General features: G+C 58.3%; 17 protein-coding genes and 3 pseudogenes. 17 read left to right on the forward strand and 3 right to left on the reverse strand.

Going from position 1 to position 22,311, the window contains the following annotated elements; all coding sequences use genetic code 11:
- Positions 1 to 39: 39 nt before the first annotated feature.
- From SO140_RS42665 to SO140_RS42700, 8 genes and pseudogenes are all read left to right on the forward strand, one after another.
- Positions 40 to 3,972: a trifunctional serine/threonine-protein kinase/ATP-binding protein/sensor histidine kinase gene (locus tag SO140_RS42665; protein ID WP_498544003.1), complete on the forward strand. Its 3,933-nt coding sequence runs from the start codon at positions 40 to 42 to the stop codon at positions 3,970 to 3,972.
- Between the two features lie 1,543 nt (positions 3,973 to 5,515).
- Positions 5,516 to 6,490 carry a LysR family transcriptional regulator gene (locus tag SO140_RS42670; protein ID WP_498544004.1) on the forward strand — a complete coding sequence of 325 codons (975 nt, stop codon included), beginning with the start codon at positions 5,516 to 5,518 and terminating at the stop codon, positions 6,488 to 6,490.
- A gap of 957 nt (positions 6,491 to 7,447) precedes the next feature.
- Positions 7,448 to 8,083, forward strand: a complete 636-nt coding sequence (locus tag SO140_RS42675; protein ID WP_498544005.1) for a nitroreductase family protein — start codon at positions 7,448 to 7,450, stop codon at positions 8,081 to 8,083.
- Positions 8,084 to 8,119: 36 nt separating this feature from the next.
- Positions 8,120 to 8,665: pseudogene (locus tag SO140_RS42680) on the forward strand (carboxymuconolactone decarboxylase family protein).
- A gap of 464 nt (positions 8,666 to 9,129) precedes the next feature.
- Positions 9,130 to 10,047 carry an NADP-dependent oxidoreductase gene (locus SO140_RS42685; protein WP_498544006.1) on the forward strand — a complete coding sequence of 306 codons (918 nt, stop codon included), beginning with the start codon at positions 9,130 to 9,132 and terminating at the stop codon, positions 10,045 to 10,047.
- A 66-nt stretch (positions 10,048 to 10,113) separates the two neighbouring features.
- Positions 10,114 to 11,031 carry an NADP-dependent oxidoreductase gene (locus SO140_RS42690; protein WP_498544007.1) on the forward strand — a complete coding sequence of 306 codons (918 nt, stop codon included), beginning with the start codon at positions 10,114 to 10,116 and terminating at the stop codon, positions 11,029 to 11,031.
- A gap of 280 nt (positions 11,032 to 11,311) precedes the next feature.
- Positions 11,312 to 12,394, forward strand: coding sequence for a hypothetical protein (locus tag SO140_RS42695; RefSeq protein WP_498544008.1), 1,083 nt, complete (start codon positions 11,312 to 11,314; stop codon positions 12,392 to 12,394).
- Positions 12,395 to 12,441: 47 nt separating this feature from the next.
- Entirely contained in the window at positions 12,442 to 12,861 is a 420-nt protein-coding gene (locus SO140_RS42700; RefSeq protein ID WP_498544009.1) for a cupin domain-containing protein, read from the forward strand.
- A 15-nt stretch (positions 12,862 to 12,876) separates the two neighbouring features.
- On the opposite strand, the pseudogene SO140_RS42705 reads toward SO140_RS42700, so the two are convergent.
- Positions 12,877 to 13,282, reverse strand: a pseudogene (locus SO140_RS42705) (transposase); the annotation flags it as partial.
- Positions 13,283 to 13,657: 375 nt separating this feature from the next.
- On the opposite strand from SO140_RS42705, the gene SO140_RS42710 reads away from it, so the two are divergent.
- The 8 genes and pseudogenes from SO140_RS42710 to SO140_RS42745 all read left to right on the forward strand — a co-directional run bounded on the left by SO140_RS42710 (position 13,658) and on the right by SO140_RS42745 (position 19,927).
- Positions 13,658 to 14,059, forward strand: coding sequence for a hypothetical protein (locus SO140_RS42710; protein ID WP_498544010.1), 402 nt, complete (start codon positions 13,658 to 13,660; stop codon positions 14,057 to 14,059).
- 380 nt (positions 14,060 to 14,439) lie between these two features.
- Complete coding sequence (locus tag SO140_RS42715) at positions 14,440 to 14,913, forward strand: cytochrome b (protein ID WP_498544011.1); 474 nt, start codon at positions 14,440 to 14,442, stop codon at positions 14,911 to 14,913.
- A gap of 410 nt (positions 14,914 to 15,323) precedes the next feature.
- A complete protein-coding gene (locus SO140_RS42720; protein WP_498544012.1) occupies positions 15,324 to 15,707 on the forward strand; it encodes a hypothetical protein in 384 nt (127 codons plus the stop codon).
- A 786-nt stretch (positions 15,708 to 16,493) separates the two neighbouring features.
- Positions 16,494 to 16,754, forward strand: a complete 261-nt coding sequence (locus SO140_RS42725; protein WP_498544013.1) for a hypothetical protein — start codon at positions 16,494 to 16,496, stop codon at positions 16,752 to 16,754.
- A 164-nt stretch (positions 16,755 to 16,918) separates the two neighbouring features.
- Entirely contained in the window at positions 16,919 to 18,208 is a 1,290-nt protein-coding gene (locus tag SO140_RS42730) for an MFS transporter (RefSeq protein ID WP_498544014.1), read from the forward strand.
- 100 nt (positions 18,209 to 18,308) lie between these two features.
- Positions 18,309 to 18,551, forward strand: a pseudogene (locus SO140_RS42735) (NADP-dependent oxidoreductase); the annotation flags it as partial.
- Between the two features lie 175 nt (positions 18,552 to 18,726).
- Positions 18,727 to 19,422 carry a glutathione S-transferase N-terminal domain-containing protein gene (locus SO140_RS42740; protein WP_498544015.1) on the forward strand — a complete coding sequence of 232 codons (696 nt, stop codon included), beginning with the start codon at positions 18,727 to 18,729 and terminating at the stop codon, positions 19,420 to 19,422.
- Positions 19,423 to 19,456: 34 nt separating this feature from the next.
- Positions 19,457 to 19,927, forward strand: coding sequence for a pyridoxamine 5'-phosphate oxidase family protein (locus SO140_RS42745; RefSeq protein WP_498544016.1), 471 nt, complete (start codon positions 19,457 to 19,459; stop codon positions 19,925 to 19,927).
- Positions 19,928 to 20,065: 138 nt separating this feature from the next.
- On the opposite strand, the gene SO140_RS42750 is transcribed toward SO140_RS42745, so the two are convergent.
- Positions 20,066 to 20,299 (reverse strand): hypothetical protein, encoded by a 234-nt coding sequence (locus SO140_RS42750; protein WP_498544017.1) that lies wholly within the window; start codon positions 20,297 to 20,299, stop codon positions 20,066 to 20,068.
- A 317-nt stretch (positions 20,300 to 20,616) separates the two neighbouring features.
- Positions 20,617 to 21,357, reverse strand: coding sequence for a Crp/Fnr family transcriptional regulator (locus SO140_RS42755; protein WP_498544018.1), 741 nt, complete (start codon positions 21,355 to 21,357; stop codon positions 20,617 to 20,619).
- Between the two features lie 210 nt (positions 21,358 to 21,567).
- On the opposite strand from SO140_RS42755, the gene SO140_RS42760 reads away from it, so the two are divergent.
- Positions 21,568 to 22,185: a LabA-like NYN domain-containing protein gene (locus SO140_RS42760; RefSeq protein ID WP_498544019.1), complete on the forward strand. Its 618-nt coding sequence runs from the start codon at positions 21,568 to 21,570 to the stop codon at positions 22,183 to 22,185.
- Positions 22,186 to 22,311: the final 126 nt, after the last annotated feature.

Consider the following 22,311-nt stretch of genomic DNA (forward strand, 5'->3'; position numbering starts at 1 on the left):
GTGCAGGAGATCACCCTCGCGCCCCTGCCCCGTGAACACTTGGGACAATTGATTGCGGATTCCCTTCACTGCGAGCCGGAGCGTGCCACCTCGTTGGCGCAACTAGTTCAAGAGAAGACTGCTGGCAATCCATTCTTTGCTAATCAGTTTATTTATGCGCTTGCCGAGGAGGCGTTACTGATTTTTGACCACTGCAACGCGCGATGGTCTTGGGATCTGAATCGCATTCACGCAAAGGGGTACACCGATAACGTGGTGGACCTCATGGTTGGGAAGTTGACTCGGCTGCCCGTTCGAACTCAGAACGCACTGCAGCAGCTTGCCTGTTTAGGCAACAGCGCGGATTTCGCACTACTTACGACGGTTTACGGAGACTCGAAAGATGTAGTGCATCGCGATCTACTGGAAGCGGTCCGAGTTGGGCTCGTTCTCCACTCAGAAAGCGCCTATAGTTTTCTGCATGATCGTGTCCAGGAAGCGGCTTATTCACTAATACCTGAAACGGCCCGCGCCGAAGCTCATATTCGAATTGGCCGCCTCCTCGCAGCCAGCATTCCGCCAACGCAAATCGAAGAGAAGATCTTCGATATCGTAAACCAACTCAATCGTGGCTCTCATCTCATAACGTCAGATCAGGAGCGTGAGTGGGTCGCAGAATTGAATCTCATTGCAGGTAGACGCGCGAAGGTCTCAACGGCGTATACTTCAGCGCTTTCCTATCTCGCCGTTGGGCGGGCGTTTTTGACTGAGCAGATTTGGGACTGCAACTACGAGCTCATCTTCGCCATCGAATATCTAACGGCCGAGTGCGAATTACTGACCGCGAGTAAGGCGGCAGCCGAAACTCGACTTTCGATGCTGGCGCGTCGTGCCAAAAGCGGCCTCGATACCGCCGCCGTTACACGTTTGCGGCTCACTCTTTATACCGCTTTGGACCAGAGCGATCGCGGCGTCGAGATATGCCTTGAATACCTCCAGCGTGGAGGCATTGATTGGTCACTTCATCCGACTAGTATCGACGTACAACGCGAATACGATCGAATCTGGTCCCAGCTTGGAAGTCGACAAATCGAGGAACTCGTCGACTTGCCTTTGATGAGCGATCCGGACTTACTCGCCACTCTAGATATATTAGCCGAGTTTCCGGCAATGCATATCGAGGAGAACTTATCTTCGCTCGTTGTTTGTCGAATGGTGAATCTGAGCCTCGAGTATGGCAACAGCGATGGGTCCTGCTTCGCTTATGTATGGTTCGCCCAGATCGCTGGACCTCGCTTCAGCAACTATCAGGACGGTTTTCGTTTCGGCCGGCTTGGCTATGAACTGGTAGAAAAGCGCGGCCTAAAGCGCTATCAAGCTCGAACGTACATGTCCTTTGGGAACATTGTCATGCCGTGGGCAAGACATGTCTTGGAGGGACGTGATCTGGTACGTCGCGCCTTTGCTACTGCAGACCGCACAGGGGACATTGCATTTGCGGGTTATAGCTGCAATCACTTGATAACCAACTTTTTGGCGGCGGGAGACCCGCTTGCTGAGGTGGAACGGGAAGCCGAGAGGGGTTTCGAGTATGCGCAGAAGGTTCGGTTCGGTTTCGTCATTGACAATCTCGCCATGCAGCTCGGATTTATTCGGACGCTTAGCGGACTGACTCCGACGTTTGGCTCCTTCAACCACGAGGGATTTGACGAGCTTCGATTCGAGCGCCACCTAGCGAGTAATCCGGTCTTGAAGCTGCTTGAGTTTCGATATTGGGTCCGCAAGTTACAAGCCCGGTTCTTTGCTGCGGACTATGCTTCCGCCATGGATGCGTCATTGAGAGCGCAACAGCTAATTTGGACCTCACCATCACATTTTGAAACGGCGGAGTATTGCTTCTACAGTGCGCTCGGCCACGCGGCAGCATGGAATTCCGCATCGCCGAACGAGAAACAACAACATTTTGAGGCTCTTGTGGCCCACCACAAACAACTCGAAGTATGGGCGGCGCGCTGTGCAGAAAACTTCGAGAACCGCGCTGCCTTGGTCGGTGCCGAGATCGCCCGCATTGAGGGCCGCGTACTGAACGCTCAGGAGCTGTACGACAAGGCCATCCGCGAAGCTCGCAAACACGGGTTCGTGCACAACCAGGCGATTGCCAACGAGATTGCCGGGTGCTTCTACGCAGAGCGCGGTCACGAGAAGATCGCGGCGACCTATTTGCGGGCCGCGCGGGCCTGCTACCTGCGCTGGGGAGCCAACGGAAAGGTTCGCCAACTCGAGCAGCTTTATGCGCATCTCAAAGTGGACAAGTCGATCCCGGATTCCACGGCGACGATAGTGACACCCATCGAGCAGCTCGATTTAGCTACCGTCATCAGGGTCTCGGAAGCAGTGTCAGGCGAGATCGTTTTCGAGAGGCTAGTGAACACGCTCATGAGTTTGGCAATTGAACATGCGGGCGCCGATCGAGGTCTCTTGATTCTTCCCCGAGGCGACGAATATCTAATAGAAGCAGAGGCCACAACCAGCAGTGACAACGCGAACGTGGTCCTGAAACAGGCACCCGTCACGGCCGCAGATCTACCGAAGTCTGTGTTTCACTACGTCCTTCGGACAAAAGAAAGCGTTCTCCTGCACGATGCGTCCAGTCAGAACTCATTTTCAGCGGATGGCTATATTCGCGACCACCGCTCACGGTCAGTGCTCTGCCTGCCGATACTTAAGCAGACCAGGTTGATCGGGCTGCTGTACTTGGAGAACAACCTTACGACTGGGGCGTTTACTCCAGCTCGAATGGTGGTCCTCACATTGCTCGCTTCCCAGGCGGCTATCTCAATAGAGAACGCCAGCCTGTACCGCGATCTAGCTGAGCGGGAGGCCAGGATCCGACGGCTAGTGGATGCCAACATCATCGGCATCTTCGTCTGGGATCTTGACGGTCGGATCATCGATGCCAACGAAGCTTTTCTCCGCATCGTCGGATACGACCGCGACGATCTCGTCTCCGGTCAACTGCGCTGGCGGGATCTGACGCCCACCGAATGGCGCGATGCTGACGACCGACGTGTGGCCGATCTGGAGGCGACCGGAATCACGCAACCCTATGAGAAGGAGTACTTCCTGAAAAGCGGCGGCCGCGTGCCGGTGCTGGTCGGGGCAGCGACGTTCGGCGGGCGTCAAGACCAGGGCGTGGCCTTCGTAGTCGACATAACCGAGCGCAAGCGGGCGGAGGAGGAAATTCGCGAAAGCGAGCGGCGTTACAGCGAGGTGCAGATGGAGCTCGTGCACGCGAATCGAGTCGCAACACTGGGGCAGCTCTCGGCTTCGATTGCCCATGAAGTCAACCAGCCGATCGGGGCGACGCTCAACAACGCCTCTGCGGCGTTGCACTGGCTGAGCAAAGAACCAGCAGATCTGGAGAAAGCTAGAACGGCTCTCAACCGAATCTTTGCAAATGGCAATCGCGTCAGCGAGGTCATCGACCGCATGCGCGCGCTATTCAAAAAAGCGCCTCTCCGGAAAGAAGACGTGGACATCAACGGAGCAATCCTTGAGGTCATAGCCCTGACCCGTGGCGAAGTCGTGAAGAATGGCATTTCGGTGCGGTCACACCTCGTGGAGGGCTTGCCGCTCATTCGAGGAGATCGGATCCAGATGCAACAAGTGATCATGAACCTGATCGTCAACGCGATCGAAGCGCTGAGCTCGGTCTGCGAGAGGTCACGAGAACTAGTGATCACCACCGCTAAAGGTGAGCCGGACGGCGTGCTTGTCGAAGTGCGGGATTCGGGCCCAGGTCTGAGCTCACTGGACCTCGAGCGCGTCTTTGACGCCTTCATTACATCAAAGCCCGGCGGCATGGGCATGGGGTTATCAATCTGCCGTTCGATTATCGAAGCTCACGGGGGACGCATATGGGCCACCCCGAACGTCGAGCCGGGCATCACCGTGCAATTCACTGTGCCCGCACAGTCAAATCAGGCGACGTGAATTGAACATCCTGCAGATGGCTCGCCAGCGGATTTAAGCGTGGTATATTGTGATGCTCTAAGATGGTCAAAACGGCAGGCCGGATCGGATCGCCATAAAGGACAGCGACTTTTATATTCCTTCAGAAAGAACATCAGGGGCTGGTCCCACTGGATTTCAAGGTCTGCGCCAGCTTCGCGCTATTCATCGTCGGGGACATCGCCATGATCGTGGCTTGTTCCTTGGAACCACTCATAGCCATCTCCTTCCATGTTCGGCGTAGCTGACGGGAACGAAGAGTCCGAGCGCTCAGATCGCGGCGACTTCGGGCTGGTCATGGCGCTGTAGCTAACTAGCCCATCGACCGCGAGGGCGTCTCAGTATTTGCTGCGGCGTGATCGAAGATGCCAAATGGCGCGTTCCCTCTCACCGCGTCCCGTGCATCCAAGTGTGAGTTCAGATGCAGTAGCGCCGCGACGGTGCACAAGATCGAGCGACCGTTATCCGTGATGATAAGGAATGCCGATCCCGCCCTGCCCTGGCTTGATCGTTCGATGCCCGACATCGACAACGCAAAGCCGGAGCTCATGAGAACTGCGGATAGTTGCCGTCGCGCGGGAGCGGTCATCAAAAAGCATTCGAACGAAGTTCAAGAGCGACGCTGGTGCAGGCTGAGACTGACTACCGTCACTTTTCTCAATCTCGTCGTATGGTGATCGAGCCGGTCAACGCGTGCGGCAGCAGGTCAACTTGGCGAGCGAAGAGTGCACACTACGCTCCTTGATTGCAGATATGATTAACGTGTCGGCACCCCAGCGAAGCCCGTCGTAAAGGATCACTCGCGCAGTCCGCACTAGCGGAACCGATCCTCCAGATCACGGAAGATTCTTCGAGTCCACTTGGTGGACCTGGCGGTCCAGACCACTGAGGTGTTGGACACGCTACAGACGCAAGCGCCATTAAATACTCACCCAACAAACCCGCAAGAATGAGAACGATGCAACAAGAACTGCGCTTAACGCCGCGACCAATCCGCTCTATCTCTAGTCCGGAAGAACATCAGGCACAGCAGCGTCACGGAGAACAAGGATGCGCGCCATATTCCCAGCGTTAACTGCATCGCCCAGTGGCGCCGATGTGACCGTCAAGGACACCAAGCATTATGCCGACACCCATGGGTGGTTCTACTACAATTTCAATCAACCCGGCCCAAAAGCTCAGACCGCCAAGGTTAGAGCAAAGGAGGAAATGCACCGACTGCGATATTGCCAGTGCCAAGAAGGACATTTGGATCCTCCTCTATCCTTTACTGGACAAGCGACTCCGCTTGATCGGACGCCGCGTTTTCGACTCTAGGATCGAGCTGATGTCTTGGTCCGCGACGTTAATAGGAAAACAGCGTCAGTGAGAACACTTTCCGCGAGGCGCGGGTCGACAATTCCGAGCCGGCGCACAATACCTGCTTTCTCGGAACATCCGCGACAAACCGCTTGACCATCGCCCCTGCCCACCATGGCAACGAACTGGGGCGGTCCGCACCACGGCAAATCTTTCGAGTATGAATATGCAGCTGCAGTTTCATCAGGTACGATATTTCTTGGCCCTAGCAAGGACGCTCAATTTTACGCGGGCTGCGGAGCAATGCAATGTGACCCAGCCGGCGCTGACAAAGGCGGTACACAAGCTCGAGCAAGAACTCGGTGGCGCGTTGATTCACCGTGAACGTCACCTCACCCAACTCACCGAGCTGGGCAAGATGATTTTGCCCACGCTGGAGGAGATATTTGCCGCCACGGAGGCCGTACGGCTTCAGGCGCGAGGCTATAAAAAGAAGACCATCGCCCCGCTCAAGATCGGGCTGGTGCCGTCAGTCTCCGCCGCGCTCATTACGGAATTGCTCTTGGAGCTCGCCAGGATCATCCCTGACCTTCGGGTCGATCTGCGCGAGACCAATGCCAACGGGCTCGTTGCGATGCTTTTAGATGGCGAGGTCAATGCCGCACTCGTCGGTGACGCGGTGGAGCTACCTGAACGTATCGACCGCTGGCCGCTCTTCGAGGAGCGGTGCGTGCTCGTTCTATCTCGGAAACATCCGATGGCGGGGCGAACCGTTATCCCGCTCCAAGACTTGCATGAGGTGGTATTTCTCGAAAGACTCGGATGCGACGTCGCAGGCCGATTCAAGCAGGCTTGTTTTGCCGACCATTCAGGTCCTAAAGTTGTGCACAGGAGCGATCAGGAAGGGCATCTTCAGCAGATGGCATCCGCCGGTTTTGGAGCCATCTTGGCGCCAGAGCACGCTCCCAGACTGCCGTCGCTCACTGCTATTCCAATTGAGGGCGACCCCGTCCGGCGAGAGGTGCAGCTTTTAGCCGTGGCGGGGAGGCAGTATTCGCCGGCGCTCGATGCCTTTATCAAAGTTGCTCGTGTTCGCGACTGGACGAGTGCGCTGGACAAACTCCGCCGCTCGTCTGCCCCTGCCTCGAACAACGACAATGTTCGCAAGAATGACGCTCAAGGTGCAGGCTCCTTAATCTAACTTTTGGGCGCCGGTCCGGCCTCCTCATGCCCGAGCTTGTCGCGGGCATCCAACCGTCGTTGCCGAAGTGACGCGAAGTCGTCATGGCCGGGACAAGCCCGGCCATGACGCAGTTGCAGTTTTTGATAAGGTTTGGCGCGCGCGGTGCCATGCGCGTTGCGACAATCTATTCCGAATTCACCGTGAGGACTTGCAATGGCCCCTGCGCATCTTTTCAGTCGGCGCTCGCGCTCAGCGACCTTGAGCGGTTTTACTCCGGCACATGAGCGCGTAGCTCGGCGAACCTCTTCCCGACGCGGACGCAATGATGCAGCCGATGACCGACGCGAGCCCTGCGAAGTGACACCTCGCACACACGACCTGTTTTTTGTAACGATGGTTCTGCCCATCGAAGAGCTACGGACCGTTCCCGGTCCGAGTTCGGCACGGCCTCGACCGTCGGGGGCACGCGCACAGCGCTTTTGAGCGACGATACCCCACGCTTATCGAATGCATGCCAGAACGGAATTTCTAATTTCGCCGGCTGCGTCCGATCATGAGGTCCACTGGGTCGGCCGAACACGCGGCCGCCTCGACTTTGAATGAAGCCATTGCGCGGAGCCACGGTGCCGTGCGCGGGCAACAAAGGAGCCCCCGATGAAATCACCAGAGACCGTCGGCCCAGCTGTTGCGGTCTCGCTAGTCGCGGCCACCGTGGTGGCGCTCGCGTAGAGCAGCGAAGCGGCTCCAGTCGGTCCGACCGCGAGCGTGTGTTCCCTGATGCGTCACTTGGTCAAGCCGCCGCCCTGCACCGAGCAGTTCTCGAAACGAGGTTACACTGTTCTGCCTTCGCTTTCCGAAATTACCCATGGCGTTGCCATTAGACGCCGAACGGGCCCCATCGCCGCGGCATTTTCAGCAAAAAGACGCGAAAGCACTTTCGTATCTCAACTTATCCCTTCACCCATAGGAATCATCATGACCAACGGAACCACCATCACCAACGCCGTTATAGAGTGTATCCTGAGCCGCAGCGCCGCCAAGTACTACGACCCTGCCGCCAGCTTGAGCGACGACCAAATCCACGAGCTCGTGCGAATCGGCACCACCGCGCCGACATCCTTCCACCTGCAGAACTGGCGCTTCATCGCCGCACGCTCGCCTGAAGCCAAGGCTCGGTTGCGTCCGATCGCTTGGGATCAGCCCGCGATCACCGAAGCAGCCGTTACCTTCATCGTATGCGGCCAGTTGGCCGATTCCACCGTAGTACCAGAGCGTCTGGCACCCCTAGTGGAAGCGGGCATCATGCCGGCGAACATGGTCTCGGAATGGGAAATCCCCGCACGCGATCTGTACATGGAGTACCCGCAGCGCCAGCGCGACGAGGCAGTACGCACCGGCACGTTTGGCGCGGCGGCAATGATCTATGCGGCCCGCTCGCTGGGCCTGGGTTCGACGCCGATGATCGGTTTCGATGCCGAAGCGGTGCACCGCGAGTTCAGACTGGCCGAGGACGAAGTGCCGGTCATGTTGTTGTCCGTGGGGCCGGAGCGTCCGGGAAACTGGGCGCAGAAGCCGCGCCGTCCGGTCGCCGACGTGCTGGATCTCGTATAAGCATTAGTAAAGACCGTAACTTACGAAAGACTAATGATGCCAAGAAATGCAGCTCTAAAGCCGGAACAGGTGCCGGCCGATAGTAAACCGACTCTCGATGCGTTGACCAAAAACATCGGGTTCACCCCAAATATGATAGCGACATTCGCGCAGAGCTCGATCGCGTTCAACGCGTGGGCCGCCCTGCTCGCTCCTTGAGCAAGGCGCTCGACGTGAAGACGCGTGACAGCATCGGCCTCGCTGTCTCCGAAATGAATGGCTGCGACTACTGCCTGTCGGTTCACAGCTTTACCGCCGAGCATATGGCCAAGCTGCCGGCCGATCAAATCATTCTCGCTCGGAAGGGCCATGCCATCGACCCGAAGCGGGCGCGCCGCCATCCAGTTTGCGCGCAAAGTCATCGAGACCCGCGGCAAGGTCAGTGACGCCGATCTGAAATCCGTTCGTGATGCAGGCTACACGGATGCGAATGTCATGAAGATCCTCGCGCTGGTGGCTATGTACTCCCTAACGAATTTTTTCAATAACGTGTTCGATCCTGAAAATGACTTTCCCGCCGTTACACGGGCTAGCCCGATCTGACTCTATCCGGTCGTATCGACTTTCTCCGAGAGTGCTCAGAGGGGTCGTGTGACGCGGGCTTGACGTCAAAGCCTAGATGCACCCAGGTACGATTCTCGGGAACGCGTCTGGGCTTTTCGGATGTACCGGCAAGGCTAGGATAATTTAGCACCGCATCAGGGTTCCACGATTGTCCCCGCGGTCGAGCATGCAAAACCATATGCATCTCCGGAGGATCGAATGGCAAAATCGACGTCCCTCGTTGTTTTTTTCCAGGCCAAGGGGGCCGAGCAGTAGATCATCAATATGACGGCGCCCCTTTGGCGTGAGAAGCAGACGTTTATTCCGCACCGCTGATTTTTGCACGCCGAGTTGGCGGCATCGATTCCATAGCCGAAGGTCATTGGATCATCGATCTTCACCGTTCTATTTTCGCTCATGCGCAAAAGGGAAATGACGACATCCCACACATCGGGCGGTAGATGATGAAGGCGATCGTGGTAACGGACCAAACTGCGGGAACGGTCGGGATGAAGCTGGCGGAGCGACCCGAGCCGCAGCCAGCTATAAACGACGTCCGCGTTCAGGTTCATGCGTCGGGATTCACCTGGGATGAGCTGTCATGGCCCTCGACCTGGATCGATCGCCTCGGCCGTGACCGGACGCCGGTGATTCCCGGGCAAGAGCTGGCTGGTGTGGTCACCGCCCTCGGCTATGGCACGACGGGGCTGTCGGTGGGACAGCGGGTGTTCGGCCTTACAGATTCGTATCGCGGTGGCACCCTGGCGGAGCAGGTGGCCGTCGAGGCACGCAACCTCGCGCCGCTGCCGGGCGACGTCGACTTCACGGTGGGCGCGAGCGTGGCGATGCCGGGCCTGACCGCGTGGCAGGGACTGTTCGGGCACGGCCGCCTTCAGGTGGGGCAGAGCGTCCTCGTGCATGGCGCGGCCGGCGCAGTCGGTTCGATGGTAACCCAGCTCGCACGTGATGCCGGCGCCTACGTCATCGGTACCGGACGCGCTGCCCACCGTCAGACGGTGCTCGACTTCGGCGCGCAGGAGTTCGTCGACCTCGAGAACGACGCCCTGGAAGACGCCGGCGGAGTCGATCTGGTGTTCGATGTCTTCGGCGGCGACATCGCGAAGCGATCCGCAGCCGTGATCCGAGCCGGAGGAACGCTGGTGACGATCGCCGGGCCGACCGAGGCACGGCCCGCCGACGGCCTGACGATCGACTTTGTTGTCGTGTCCGATCGCGCCCAATTGAGTGAGATCATCCGACGCGTGCGGGACGGGCGATTGCGGACGAACATCGGCACCGTCTCGACCCTCGACGATGCCGTCGCCGCCTTCAACCGGGCCGGGCGACGCAAGGGGAAGACGATCATCCGCGTTCGTCCGTGAGCGACACGCGCTCATCCAAGCAACATTTCCACCAAGAAGAAAAATTCAGCCATGGAGACAATTCCCATGAAAGCAATCGTGGTAACGGACCAGGCTGCGGGAACGGCAGGGATGAAGCTGGTGGAGCGGCCTGAGCCGCAGGCGGCAATAAACGACGTCGTCGTTCAGGTTCATGCGTCGGGATTCGTCCCGACTGAGCTGGCGTGGCCCTCGACCTGGACCGATCGCCTCGACCGTGAGCGAACACCGTCGATCCCCGGGCACGAGCTGGCCGGAGTGGTCACCGCTCTCGGCTACGGCACGACGGGGCTGTCGGTGGGACAGCGCGTGTTCGGCCTCGCCGACTGGTATCGCGACGGCACTCTGGCCGAGTATGTAGCCATGGAGGCACGCAACCTCGCGCCGCTGCCGGGCGACGTCGACTTCACGGTGGGCGCGAGTCTGCCCATCTCGGGCCTCACCGCATGGCAGGGACTATTTCAGCACGGCCGTCTTCAGGCAGGGCAGAGCGTACTCACACACGGCGCGGCGGGCGCAGTCGGCTCGATGGTGACGCAGCTCGCACGAGAGTTCGGTGCCCACGTTATCGGCACCGGACGCGCCGCCGACCGTCAGACGGTGCTCGACTTCGGCGCGAAGGAGTTTGTAGACCTCGACAACGACGCCCTAGAAGACGTCGGCGGAGTCGATCTGGTGTTCGATGTCATCGGCGGCGAGATTGGGAAACGATCCGCAGGCCTGGTTCGAGCCGGCGGAACGCTTGTGTCCATCGTGGGGCCGGCCGAAGCTCGGCCCGCCAACGGCTTGGCGGTCGACTTCGTCGTTGAGTCCGACCGTGCCCAACTGAGTCAGATTGTCCAGCGGGTGCGGGACGGACGACTGCGGACGAACATCGGCAACGTCTCGACCCTCGACGATGCCGTCGCCGCCTTGAACCCGACCAAGCGACGCAAAGGGAACACGATCATCCGCATTCGTCCTTGAGCAACGCACGCCCATTGATGGACGCAGCCGGCCGGCGCTGTCCAGGTCGGCCAGCCGCATCCTGTCAGCTCCCTGCCACAAAGAGGCACCCATAGCTTTCACGTTGAAGATCAACGACCTCATGATGCCGATGCGATACCCCGCTTTGGTGGGTATTGCGCGACGTTCGGCATGACCGAAGCCAGGTTCGGTTGCGGCCAGGCGCCGTGCCTTTGAGAAAGTGTGAGTTTATGTGGTCATCGAACAATAAAGAATCGATGCACGATCGTAACGCAATGTCTTGGGAATCGTCTCGTACGCCGGTTTCTTTATTGTGGCTCTTGTGATGGAAGCATTTGTTCGCCCGCAGAATCGCAGAACGCTTCTTGACAAGCGCCTTGACTATTTGGCTCTGGTTCCCGCAGCTGCGGCGATCTGTTATCCATTTCTGCTCAAGGCTTTTCATTCCATCGTCAGCACGCAGGCCGTAAGCCCGCCACCGCTCGCAATCGCCAGCGCTACCTTCATCCTGGTCGTTGCGTTCGTCGTGCCGCTTCTTGGGATCGCTCTGGCATGTCGTCCCACCTCCAATCCCGGTTCAAGACGCCTCGCCTATGCCAGCGTAGTGTCACCAACACTCTATGTCTTTCTCGGGGTTGTCCAGGTCTTGATCAAAAGCCCTATTCCCGACGAGGTCGTCTGGTGTGCGATTTGGCTCGCAATCGCGATCTGGTCGCAGTCTGCCCGAGATCCGGTCGCTGCAGCTATGCCTGCAGTCGGAGATTGGCGGGTTGTCCACGGGGTAACGGCCGCCGTCTTGTGCCTATACGTGGTGTTTCATCTTACCAATCATCTGTTCGGCTTGATAGGGCCGGATGCGCATGCAGCCGTTATGAAGATTGGACGCCTGGTTTATCGCTCTGCCGTAGGTGAACCGTTGTTGGTGGCGGCCATGCTTTTCCAGATCGGCACTGGCCTCTTTCTGGCATGGCGCTGGAGCGCCGCAGCGCATGACTTCCAGCGGACCTATCAGGTCGCTTCGGGAGCCTATCTATCACTGTTCATTCTCGGCCACATGAACTCGGTCTTCGTCTACGCGCGAAGCTTCCTCGGCATACCGACAGATTGGAATTTCGCGATCGGAGCCCCGACTGGGCTCATTCATGACGCATGGAATATCCGTCTGCTGCCTCACTACGCGCTCGGCGTCTTCTTCGTCCTGAGCCACCTTGCTTCAGGGCTGAGAATGGTGATGATCGCGCATGGCGTCGATCAACGTAGTGCCGATCGCCTTTGGGATTTCTGCATCGCGATGAGCGCCATCGTCGCGGCCGCGATCATCGCGGGAATGTGCGTCGTCAGGATCGGTGTATTGGCTTCGTGACCCGCGAATGAAGAACGAAGACCAACCTAGGCAACAGGAGACAACCCATGAAGATCCGAACCGTTATCGCCGCCACCTGCGCCGCCCTCGCCTTCTCGATGGCCGGCCCAATCAACGCCCATGACAGCCAAGCGGAAACCGTCACGAAGAACTTCGAGGCGGCCATTCCCAATATCCCTGGCAAGTCGCTGATCGCCGTGGAAGTCGATTACGCGCCCGGCGCGGCCTCCGTGCCCCACACCCACGCGAAGTCGGCTTTCATCTACGCCTATGTGATTTCGGGCGCGATCGAATCGAAGGTGAATGACGGTGAGACGCGCATCTATCGGGCAGGCGAGAGCTGGTCCGAACCGCCGGGCGCTATCCATTCGATCAGCCGCAACGCGAGCAAGACCGAGCCGGCAAAGCTGCTCGCTATCTTCGTCCTCGACACCAATCACAACCCTCTGACCACGTCCATCGAGTAAGCCTTCAGACGGAATGAAATTCTTCCGCGTGACCGGGCCAACCTTCAGCCCAAAGCCACGCAATATCCCGCGGATACTCAATTCACATCGATCAGCCGCCCAAGAGGCTGTTTGCGTGCGATCAGGAGTGCCCGGATCTCCTGCGCATCGACCGACTTTGCGTGTACCAGCCGGAACCAACCCATCCGGATCAACTACGCGATCCCACGCGCATCCTTGCGATCCGTCTTGACTGTCATCGCGGATAATGCGGCCTTTACATGGCGCCAGCAGAACCCTTTCGTATCCTGCTCCTTTTTAGCCCCGCATGCAGCCATTGCGACAACGGCCGAGCCTCCAGCCCGATCCGCTTCGCCGCAAAGCCAAGTGTCTTAAAAAATTCAACTAAGGCGTCGGGTTCGCTCGCGACCTTCGCCTCCTTCAGCCACCATCACCACCTTTTGCTCGGAGCAGGGCCCATTACGGCATCTAGGTTGGCATCAGTTTGGATAGACAAACCGGGAGCGTTCGAATGGAAGAGATTTCTACTCGCGCGATTGCTCTGACCCCCTGCGCGGGGGTCGTGGGCGCCTGAAAGCTTTAGACGCGCGCGCCGGAGAGAATGAAAACGATAACGATCCGCCATTTCTAACGGCGCGCAGACGCGAATACCCTCACTATACATCACATCGACACCTGGTGGCAGCACGGGTAGCCAATCGATCACAACGCGGTCGATCCGCCGCTCGTGTGCGCAGGCCCTACTCTCGATGTCCAAAGAACTCGATCGAGCAGCCCAGCATGCAGGAGTTACGCCATGCCCTTTCGCTTCATCACCAACTCTATCCGCACTTACCTAATCGACTACCCTGTCGCCATCGTTCGGATGGTCGCACCATTTCTGCTGAAGCTAGGCAAGAGCAGTCCCGTCCCGCTGTGGCTTTCGATGGTGACCCGTGTTACGGCACTGCTGCTGCCGGGACTCACGGACCACCTGACAGGGCTCGTCCGGGTCATCAGTTACTGGCTGCATCTCTGGGTGGACCGCGCATTGGGTGTGGTCTGCATCACTGACACCTCCCCTTTCCATTTCACTGGGCTTGACGCCCGTTACCACTGGGTTCTCGCCGTTGCGGTTTTGCTGACGATCCCAGTTCTCAACAAGCCCGAGGTGAGCGCCGCCGAGCGAGCGAACCTCGACACGCGGACTGCCATGTGAGGATCGGTTCGATCTTAGCGCGTGGAAAGGAGCAAACCCATGACCGACGATGTTCGATTCTCGATGCTGCGACGCGAGCTACTTAAGGGTCTCGGAGCTGCCGCAATTGGCGGCGTGACGGCGAGTGCTGTCGGGCGGGCTGCACCCGCAGGCGCTCAAGAAGCAAGCGCGGCGCTGTGCTGCCGTCGATCCTTGCATTCGAGGTCAATGATTCGCTGCTCAACGTCCGGCACTTGGCGCCGCTATTTGATTTCTGGCGACGCGCCGCCACAGTTCATCGACCGCTTCGGCGGGCTTAAGATCGGAGTTAGGTAATCAGTTTGCGCAGCACTTCCTCTCGGTACGGCGCGGGCGCACAGGCCCTCCATTGGCTGACCGTCATGCTGGTTCTCGCCGCCTTTGTGCTGAGCAAGGGTGACGGCTATTCGCTCTATTCCGGCGCCGCGGATGGGCTCCGTAGGATTCACGAGACGCTCGGGGTGCTCGTCTTCATTGTCGTCGTACTGCGGCTGCTATGGCGGCTGATCGACAGCGCGCCCGCGAAGCAACCGATGCCGCGATGGATGGCTGCGGCGGCGAAGGTCGTCCACTTCGCGCTTTATGCACTCCTCATCGCGATTCCAACAACGGCGGTGCTCGGTACCTGGTTCGAGGGGATTCCCGTCACCCTTCCCGGATTCGACATCGCCCCCCAGATCACGAAGGCGCATGGACTGGGGCAACTGATCATGGAAATACACACCACTCTCGGAAGCGCCATCCTCTGGGTTGCCGGTGTGCATGCAGCCGCGGCTCTCTTCCACCACTTCTATCTGCGCGACGACGTCTTTCAGTCGATGGCTCCGGGCGCATGAATGATTAGTCCGAACTACTGCGGCAAGGTGTTTTGCCACCAATGCCAGCCGCGTTAGCCACTGATAAGGTTTGTACGATTTCCTTATCAGTCGCCAACTGACTCCATTTTGCGCATTACCTTCTCAGTCGTCAAACCGACTCCGTTTCGATGCAAACCTTATCAGTTTGCAACTGACTCCATTTGCGACCAAAACTTATCAGTCGGCGAATGCGCCGATTTTAGCTTCACAGCCAGTCCTCGGCGCCCCCTCAAGGATTTCCCTAAGTTTCAACGCAATGCACGGAGGCTATCCCAATGTCCGGCAGCTATGGTGTGGCGCGCGTCAAGAATCTAACTAGGCGGGTGATGAATGACCTCATTGAATTTTAGCAAGCCGGTGAGACCACATCGATGTCGCTATAGGAAGATTTGCTGCGGATTGGTTATCTACCGGAAATTCTGCCGCCTCCCTTTCATACGGAGCAGATAGCTCAGTTTTTCGCAGAAAACTCCTTTGACTATTTGTCCGACCAGAAGCAACCCTCGCAGTCGGCGATCTACAACGCGTCAAAACGAGGTTCATCCCGTCGAACATTTTCGGCTATCCATCCCGTTACAGCCTTCGACCTAGCGAACTTTTTAGACGCACATGCTCCGGAACTCGACATACTGTTCCAGAGTAATCCGTCGAGCCTTTCCGTGTCTCGCCAGATGCCAAAGGGCGAGCGGGCGCTCGAAATTTCATCGCACAACCAGCTGGAAATCGAGCGGTTAAATCGACCTGACAGGTTATCGGTTTATCGCAAAAACTGACATCTCACGCTTCTATCATTCGATCTACACGCATTCGGTCGCTTGGGCATACGGCAAGGACTTTGCCAAGAAGGACAGAAAGTTCGGCTTATCGGAGGTGTATTATAATCGCCTCGATTTCATTTTGAGACAGGGGCAGGATGGTCAGACTTTTGGAGTACCCGTCGGACCCGATGCATCAAGGTTGCAGAGTTAATCTGCACGTCCATCGACACCGATTTTCATTCTCGATATGGCGACGGTGACATAGGCTTCACCCGACACGTAGATGACGTGTGGATCGGCGCTCGGTCGCACTCGGAAGTCGAGCGTGCATTATGGCTATATCCGTCCGGCAAAACACCGCCCATGCGCATAGTCGCTGTCCGGGGCCACCGCAAGGATTCGGTCGACTTCTGTGTGCACTCTCAGACCATTGCGGTTGCCCCACGAGGGAAATCACCACTCGTCATCGAATCGATAGACGATCGTTATTGCCGCTCAGAGCGGCATGATGCCGTCGCAGCCTGAGCAACTTCCCTTGATCTATGAATGGAAGCGAGGACTACCGCCGCACAATTCCCCGCCGCTATGGAAACCATAACTACCGGCCATTGGAAACTTTCATCCCGCGCTGCGACCAATGACAGGCACTGTCCCAGTTTCATCGAACAACGCCCAGGGCGACCGTTTCAGCCAACACGAAAAGGAGACCCCGATGTCCGACTCCTATCCGGTCACGCCGCTGATCGAGCGATTTGACTCCGGCAAGGTCAGCGCGATGATAGCATTGTATGACCAGAGGCTGTGTTCATCGCAAATGACGGGCGAATCATCACTGATCACACCGAGATCGCCGCCCGACTCGAGCGCGATCTCAGGTTCGGTCTGCCGCTGAAGGCCAAGGCGCGCTATGTGTTCGTCGCCGGCGATATCGCCCAGATCGTGTTGGACTGGTCAATCGATAGCACTGGTCCCGACGGCAAACACGTGCACCTTGGAGGCTCGGCGAGCGACATCGCACGCCGCGGCGCGGATGGACGACGGCGGGTACCTGATCGACAATAACCAAGGGACGGCAGTGCGATAGCCCAGCCTGACATGGGTAAGCCACGGCAACTCTGAGCGAGGGAGACGCTCTTCAGCTTGGCGTCGACGATCATCGGCGCCTGGTGAAACTAACTAGTCGGAGATTTTGGACCTGCGCGCCCGAATTCTCCCAGAGACGGTGGATGCGCGGCTCGATGCAAAAATTGGCACCAGTAATCAACCAGGCTCACCGGAGCGGAGCGCTCCGGCTCGCATTCTTATCTGCGGCAGTTTCGCTCGTGGTCGCGTTTGCCGCGGCAGCCGCTCCGATCCCCCTTTACAACATCTACCGCACAGAGGACGGGTTCACTAACGCCGGCATCTCGATGGCCGTCGTCGCGTACGCCGTCGGCACCATAGCCGCACTGTTGGTGCTGGGACGGCTTTCCAATCATCTGGGCCGTCGGCTCACTGCGATCACTAGCCTCAGCCTTCTACTGCTGGGCTGTCTGCTGTTGCTGAATGTGCACGATATACACCCCCTGCTGGCCGGTCGGCTCCTCGTGGGCGTCGGTACCGGGTTGGCCGGCAGCAGCCTGACCTCTTACATCGTCGACGCCGCACCCAGCAGACCAGAATGGCTGGCGTCCGTCGTCTCCAGCCAAGGACCGATGCTCGGCGTCGCTGTCGGAGCCATCGTCTCCGGCGCCTTGGTCCAGTTCGGCCCCTGGCCACGCGACCTCATCTACTTGGTTTGCGTCTGCTTCCTGCTCCTGTCTGCTGCACTCATCGCCATCAGTCCGGAAACAGCAACTCCGACGCCGGGCGCTTGGCGATCGCTGTTACCCAGGGTCAGCGTACCGGGCCGGGTCAGGCATCTGCTCCCTGTCGCGGCGGGCGTGTTCCTGGCCACCTGGGCAAGCGGGGGCTTCTACCAAGCGTTCATGCCTGCGCTTGTCGAAGATCAACTCCACACTCGCAGCCCGTTGATCCTCGGACTGGTGTTCGCCGCCTATATGGCCCCCAGCGTTCTCGGCGCTCCCATCGGCGGCCGGCTCACATCCGCGGTAGCCCAACGCGTCGGTATGATCATCTTCTTGGCCGGAATGATCGGCATCAGCACTGCGATCGCCGCGGGCACACTGGCGTTGTTCATCATCGCAACCATCGTCGCCGGGGCCGGCCAAGGCATCGCCATCAGCGCCGCCACACGCGGGCTGCTGCACGGCAGCACCCTGGCCGAACGGGCACCGATCTTCAGCGCGATCTACCTTCTCTGCTACAGCGGCGCCGCCTTACCCAGCCTCATCTCCGGCCAACTTTCAAATGCGTTTTCTCTACCGCAGATCGCGCTCGGATACGGCGGACTTGCCGTCGTCGCCACCTTGTTCACTGTTCTCGGTGCACGCAATCCGCACACCGACACGACGGGGAACACCACCTGCGACAGTTCGAAGGCTACCGGCTCACCGATACGGGGAACAGTGTCATGAGAATCGTCGCAGTCTTGGGCGTCGCTTTATCCGGATTGAAACGCGGATTATCGCCGGAACATATCCAGCAAAGAGACGAATGACCGAGGAGATCCTTCCCATGAAAGCGATCGTCGTGACGAACCATGCTGCGGGAACGGCCGGGATGAAACTGGTGGAGCGGCCCGAGCCGCAGGCAGCGATAAACGACGTCGTCGTTCAGGTTCACGCGTCGGGATTCACCTCGGGTGAGCTGACGTGGCCTTCGACCTGGACCGATCGCCTTTACCGTGACCGGTCGCCCGCGATTCCCGGTCAGGAGCTGGCTGGTGTGGTCGGCACGACCGGACTGTCGGTGGGACAGCCACCGGCATCTCAGGTCAGGATGACCCCCGGTGCCGATCGCAAACAAAGCTGTATCGCGGCCGTATCGTTGCCTGCTTTTTTGGATCCGCCCGTGGGCCAACTCGGCGCGCATCCAGGTGGAAGATTCGGCCATGTCCCGGTCCAGCTCGGAACGCTCATCTCGGAGGAATAAAGTGACGATCGATCATCCAATTTTTACGCGCTGGCCGGCGCGATACCCCGATCGGCTGCAACTCTTTTCCACCCCCACGCCCAATGGGGTGAAGGTCGGCATCATGCTCGAGGAAACGAGCCTTGCTTACGAGCCGCACCGGATCGACATCATGGCGAGCGAAACCCACGACCCGGCCTTTCTCGCGCTTAACCCCAACGGAAAGATTCCCGCAATCTACGACCCTGATGGGCCGAGCGGCACGCCGCTCGCGCTGTTCGAGTCTGGCGCGATCCTCCTCTACCTCGCCGAGAAGACGGGACAATTTATCTCGGCCGATCCGAACACCCGCTACGAAACGATCCAGTGGGTGATGTGGCAGATGGGTGGAGTCGGGCCGATGTTCGGCCAGGTCGGCTTCTTCAACAAATTCGCCGGCAAAGCCTATGAGGACAAGCGCCCGCGTGACCGGTACGCAACCGAATCAGCGCGACTGCTCGGTGTCCTCGACGAACGGCTCGCGGACCGCGACTGGGTGATGGGTGCTGACTACAGCATCGCCGATATTTCGCTGCTCGGTTGGGTGCGCAACCTGATCGGCTTTTACGAAGCACGCGATCTCGTCGGCTTCGACCGGTTTCTTCATGTGAAGGTATGGCTCGCCCGCGGCCTTGCGCGGCCGGCGGTGCAACGCGGGTTGGAAGTTACAGCGGGCTAGAGAGGATTTACGAAGAATGAGGCGAGAAATATCGATGATTGAAATCACTATCGACATGGAGACGATCATTAAGCAAGCGATACTGTCGTTCGTCGCGACAGTCAACGAGGACGGAACGCCCAATCTTTCGCCGAAGGCTTCTTTGACGGTCAAAAACGGCGTTCTCTACTTCGCTGATATCGCATCGCCCGGGACGATACTGAATTTGAAGCGCAATCCCGCCGTCGAAATTAACGTAATCGACATTTTCCAGAGGCGCGGCTATCGATTCAAAGGGCGTGCGTTGATACTGCCGCCAGACGATTACGAGTCTTTGATGATCGCCGACTGGATTTGGGCGACGAATGGCCCGGAGTATCCGGTCGATCACGTTGTCAAAATCGAAACCACCTCGATCACCCCGTTGCTGTCTCCAGCCCATGTCTTTGCGCACCCTCCTCGAAGTCAAGACGAAATCAGGAGCACCTACTATCAAAAGTACGGCGTGAAACCCGTCGGGGCATAGGCGCAGGGTCCGCGAAGAATGAAGAGCAACCGATACTCAGAGGGATGCCCCCATGAAAAGATCCGAGCCATCACCGCTTGGCAAATGGCGGTACCGAGGCACATTAGCTCGACCTCAGGTTCTGGCTTGGGGACAAACTCACGCCACGGTCGCAGCGATAAGTCCGGCCTGGGTGATCCGAAACCTTCCCCACCCACTCAGAACTATCCATCTGTGGTCGCCGGCAAACCCAATTCCGCGCTCATATTCCTGATCGTTGAGACCGGCCTCTGTTAACCAAGACTGCGCCATAGCGTCGGCGATATCCATGTCGGGTTTGCACCCATGATTGATGAGAACTCGCATCACACGCAAAGCCTCTTGTTCTTCCATTCCCGTGCTCCTAGGCCTTGTGCGGCTCGGTACGGCCGGGCTGTACCCGCCCCTTACCATCTCGCAAAGCGTGATCCTGCAAAAGCATGCGCAAATCTTGCCTCTCTGTTCTCCCGGCGCAGATGAATAATGACGGAACTGAAGGATGCCCGGACTTAACCAAACCACGATCCTCCTCGGAGGCTCCGCGTGTGGAGCGAATGACAGGGCCTTGAGGCCGATTGCGACGGATTTGGTTGAAGGAGCAAATCGAGGAACTGTAAGCCAACTGCACCAACCGTGGCGACCAGCTATTTTTAGTTTGGCGTCGCAGGTGGCTAACGGGTCCCATGCACCAACGATTCGCTGTTCGGAGTGCAAATATTTAGGAGTTGGCGTTCGTACTCGCGTTCGATCAAGCTCCTGCAATGGCAGGAGATCTGCGCCAGCCGAAAAGCGTCGCGGATGACAAGGCGGCCATGCATCATTTCGATGAGCCCATCCCTCCTGAGTTGAAGAAGGCAGTCCGAGACGCCTGCACGACGTACTCCGAGAAGCTGAGCAAGCACTTGGTGCGTAAGAGGGATCTCGTCAGATTCCAGGGCATTGCGCGCGAGCAGGAGCCATCGCCCGAGGCGCTGCCGTAATTGATGGGACGTATTACATGCCCCTGATTGGGCGGTCTGAATAAGCACGGAAGCGATATAGGCGTGCACCACTCTGCGGAACGTCGGTAGGCTTGCAATCGCCTGCTGAAAGCGATCCACCCTGAGCCGATTAGCCGCGCCCGCCACCTGCACAGTTCGGCGGTGCATCGGCTGCGTGTTTGTCGTCAAAGCGAGATGTATTCCGGCAAGTCCTTCCGAGCCGATCAGCCACACCTCAACGAACTTTTGCGGCCCCACCTTGGCACCCACAGACACAAGACCAGTCTCAATGAAATAGACGTGCTGCATGCGAACGCCGTAGCGGTGAAGAACTTGCCGTTTCGTCAGCGGCACCTCTTCGGAGAGCAACAGAACGTGCTTGAGTTCATCAGGTGGAAGCAGACGCAGTAATCTGTTGCGGACCTCAGACATCAGATCGAAAGTCCTAATACCTTCTGAACAACCGAGGTATCCAAATGTACGTTTTCGTACCAAAAAGATGAGACGGGTTGTCGTATTTATGTCAACGCCCGCCGACAACTCTGTCCTGATGATGTTAGATCAACTAGCTCTGTGTTTCGATCCCAGTTCAACAGCCGGCACCTTTGAAGCCTAGCATGAATGAACGCAGGTCACATCTTGATGCCCTCCGGCTCCAGCAAAATCGCGCTGTTCATTGACGGTGCCAATCTTCACTCAACGACAAAAGCGCTTGGCTTCGATATCGATTACAAGGGCCTGCTTAAGGAATTCGAAAGCCGGGGGACGCTTGTGCGCGCGTGCTATTACACGGCTATCATAGAGAGCCAGGAATACTCCTCGATCCGCCCGCTGCTTGACTGGCTGGACTACAACGGGTTTACCGTGGTGACGAAGGCCACGAAGGAGTTTGTAGACGCGAGCGGCCGTCGCAAGGTCAAAGGCAACATCGACGTCGAACTTGCAGTCGATGCGATGGAGCTCGCAGATCGCATCGACGAAATGGTGTTGTTCTCGGGCCACGGTGACTTTCGTCCGCTGGTGGAGGCGGTGCAGCGTCACGGTGTCCGTGTTACCGTCGTGTCCAGCCTTGCCACTCAGCCGTCAATGATCGCCGACGAGCTGCGACGGCAGGCCGACGTCTTTTGCGATATCAGGGAACTGCAGCAAAGGATTGGGCGCGCTCCTTCTGAGCAAGCGCGATCTCGTGTTGCGCGGGATCAAGCGCCGCGGTTCACGCAGCGCGCGATCGCGCAGTCGGGTGATGATGAAGATGACTAGCGGGACATGCGGAATTGAGGAGAGGTACAAGAAAGGGATCGAATTCGGGGCATCTATGGCTAGAGAAAAAGAACAAGGCAGACGGGTCACTTCAAATCGCGCCCTGAGCTTGCAGCGGGTTAATAT

Source organism: Bradyrhizobium sp. UFLA05-108 (assembly GCF_059803455.1).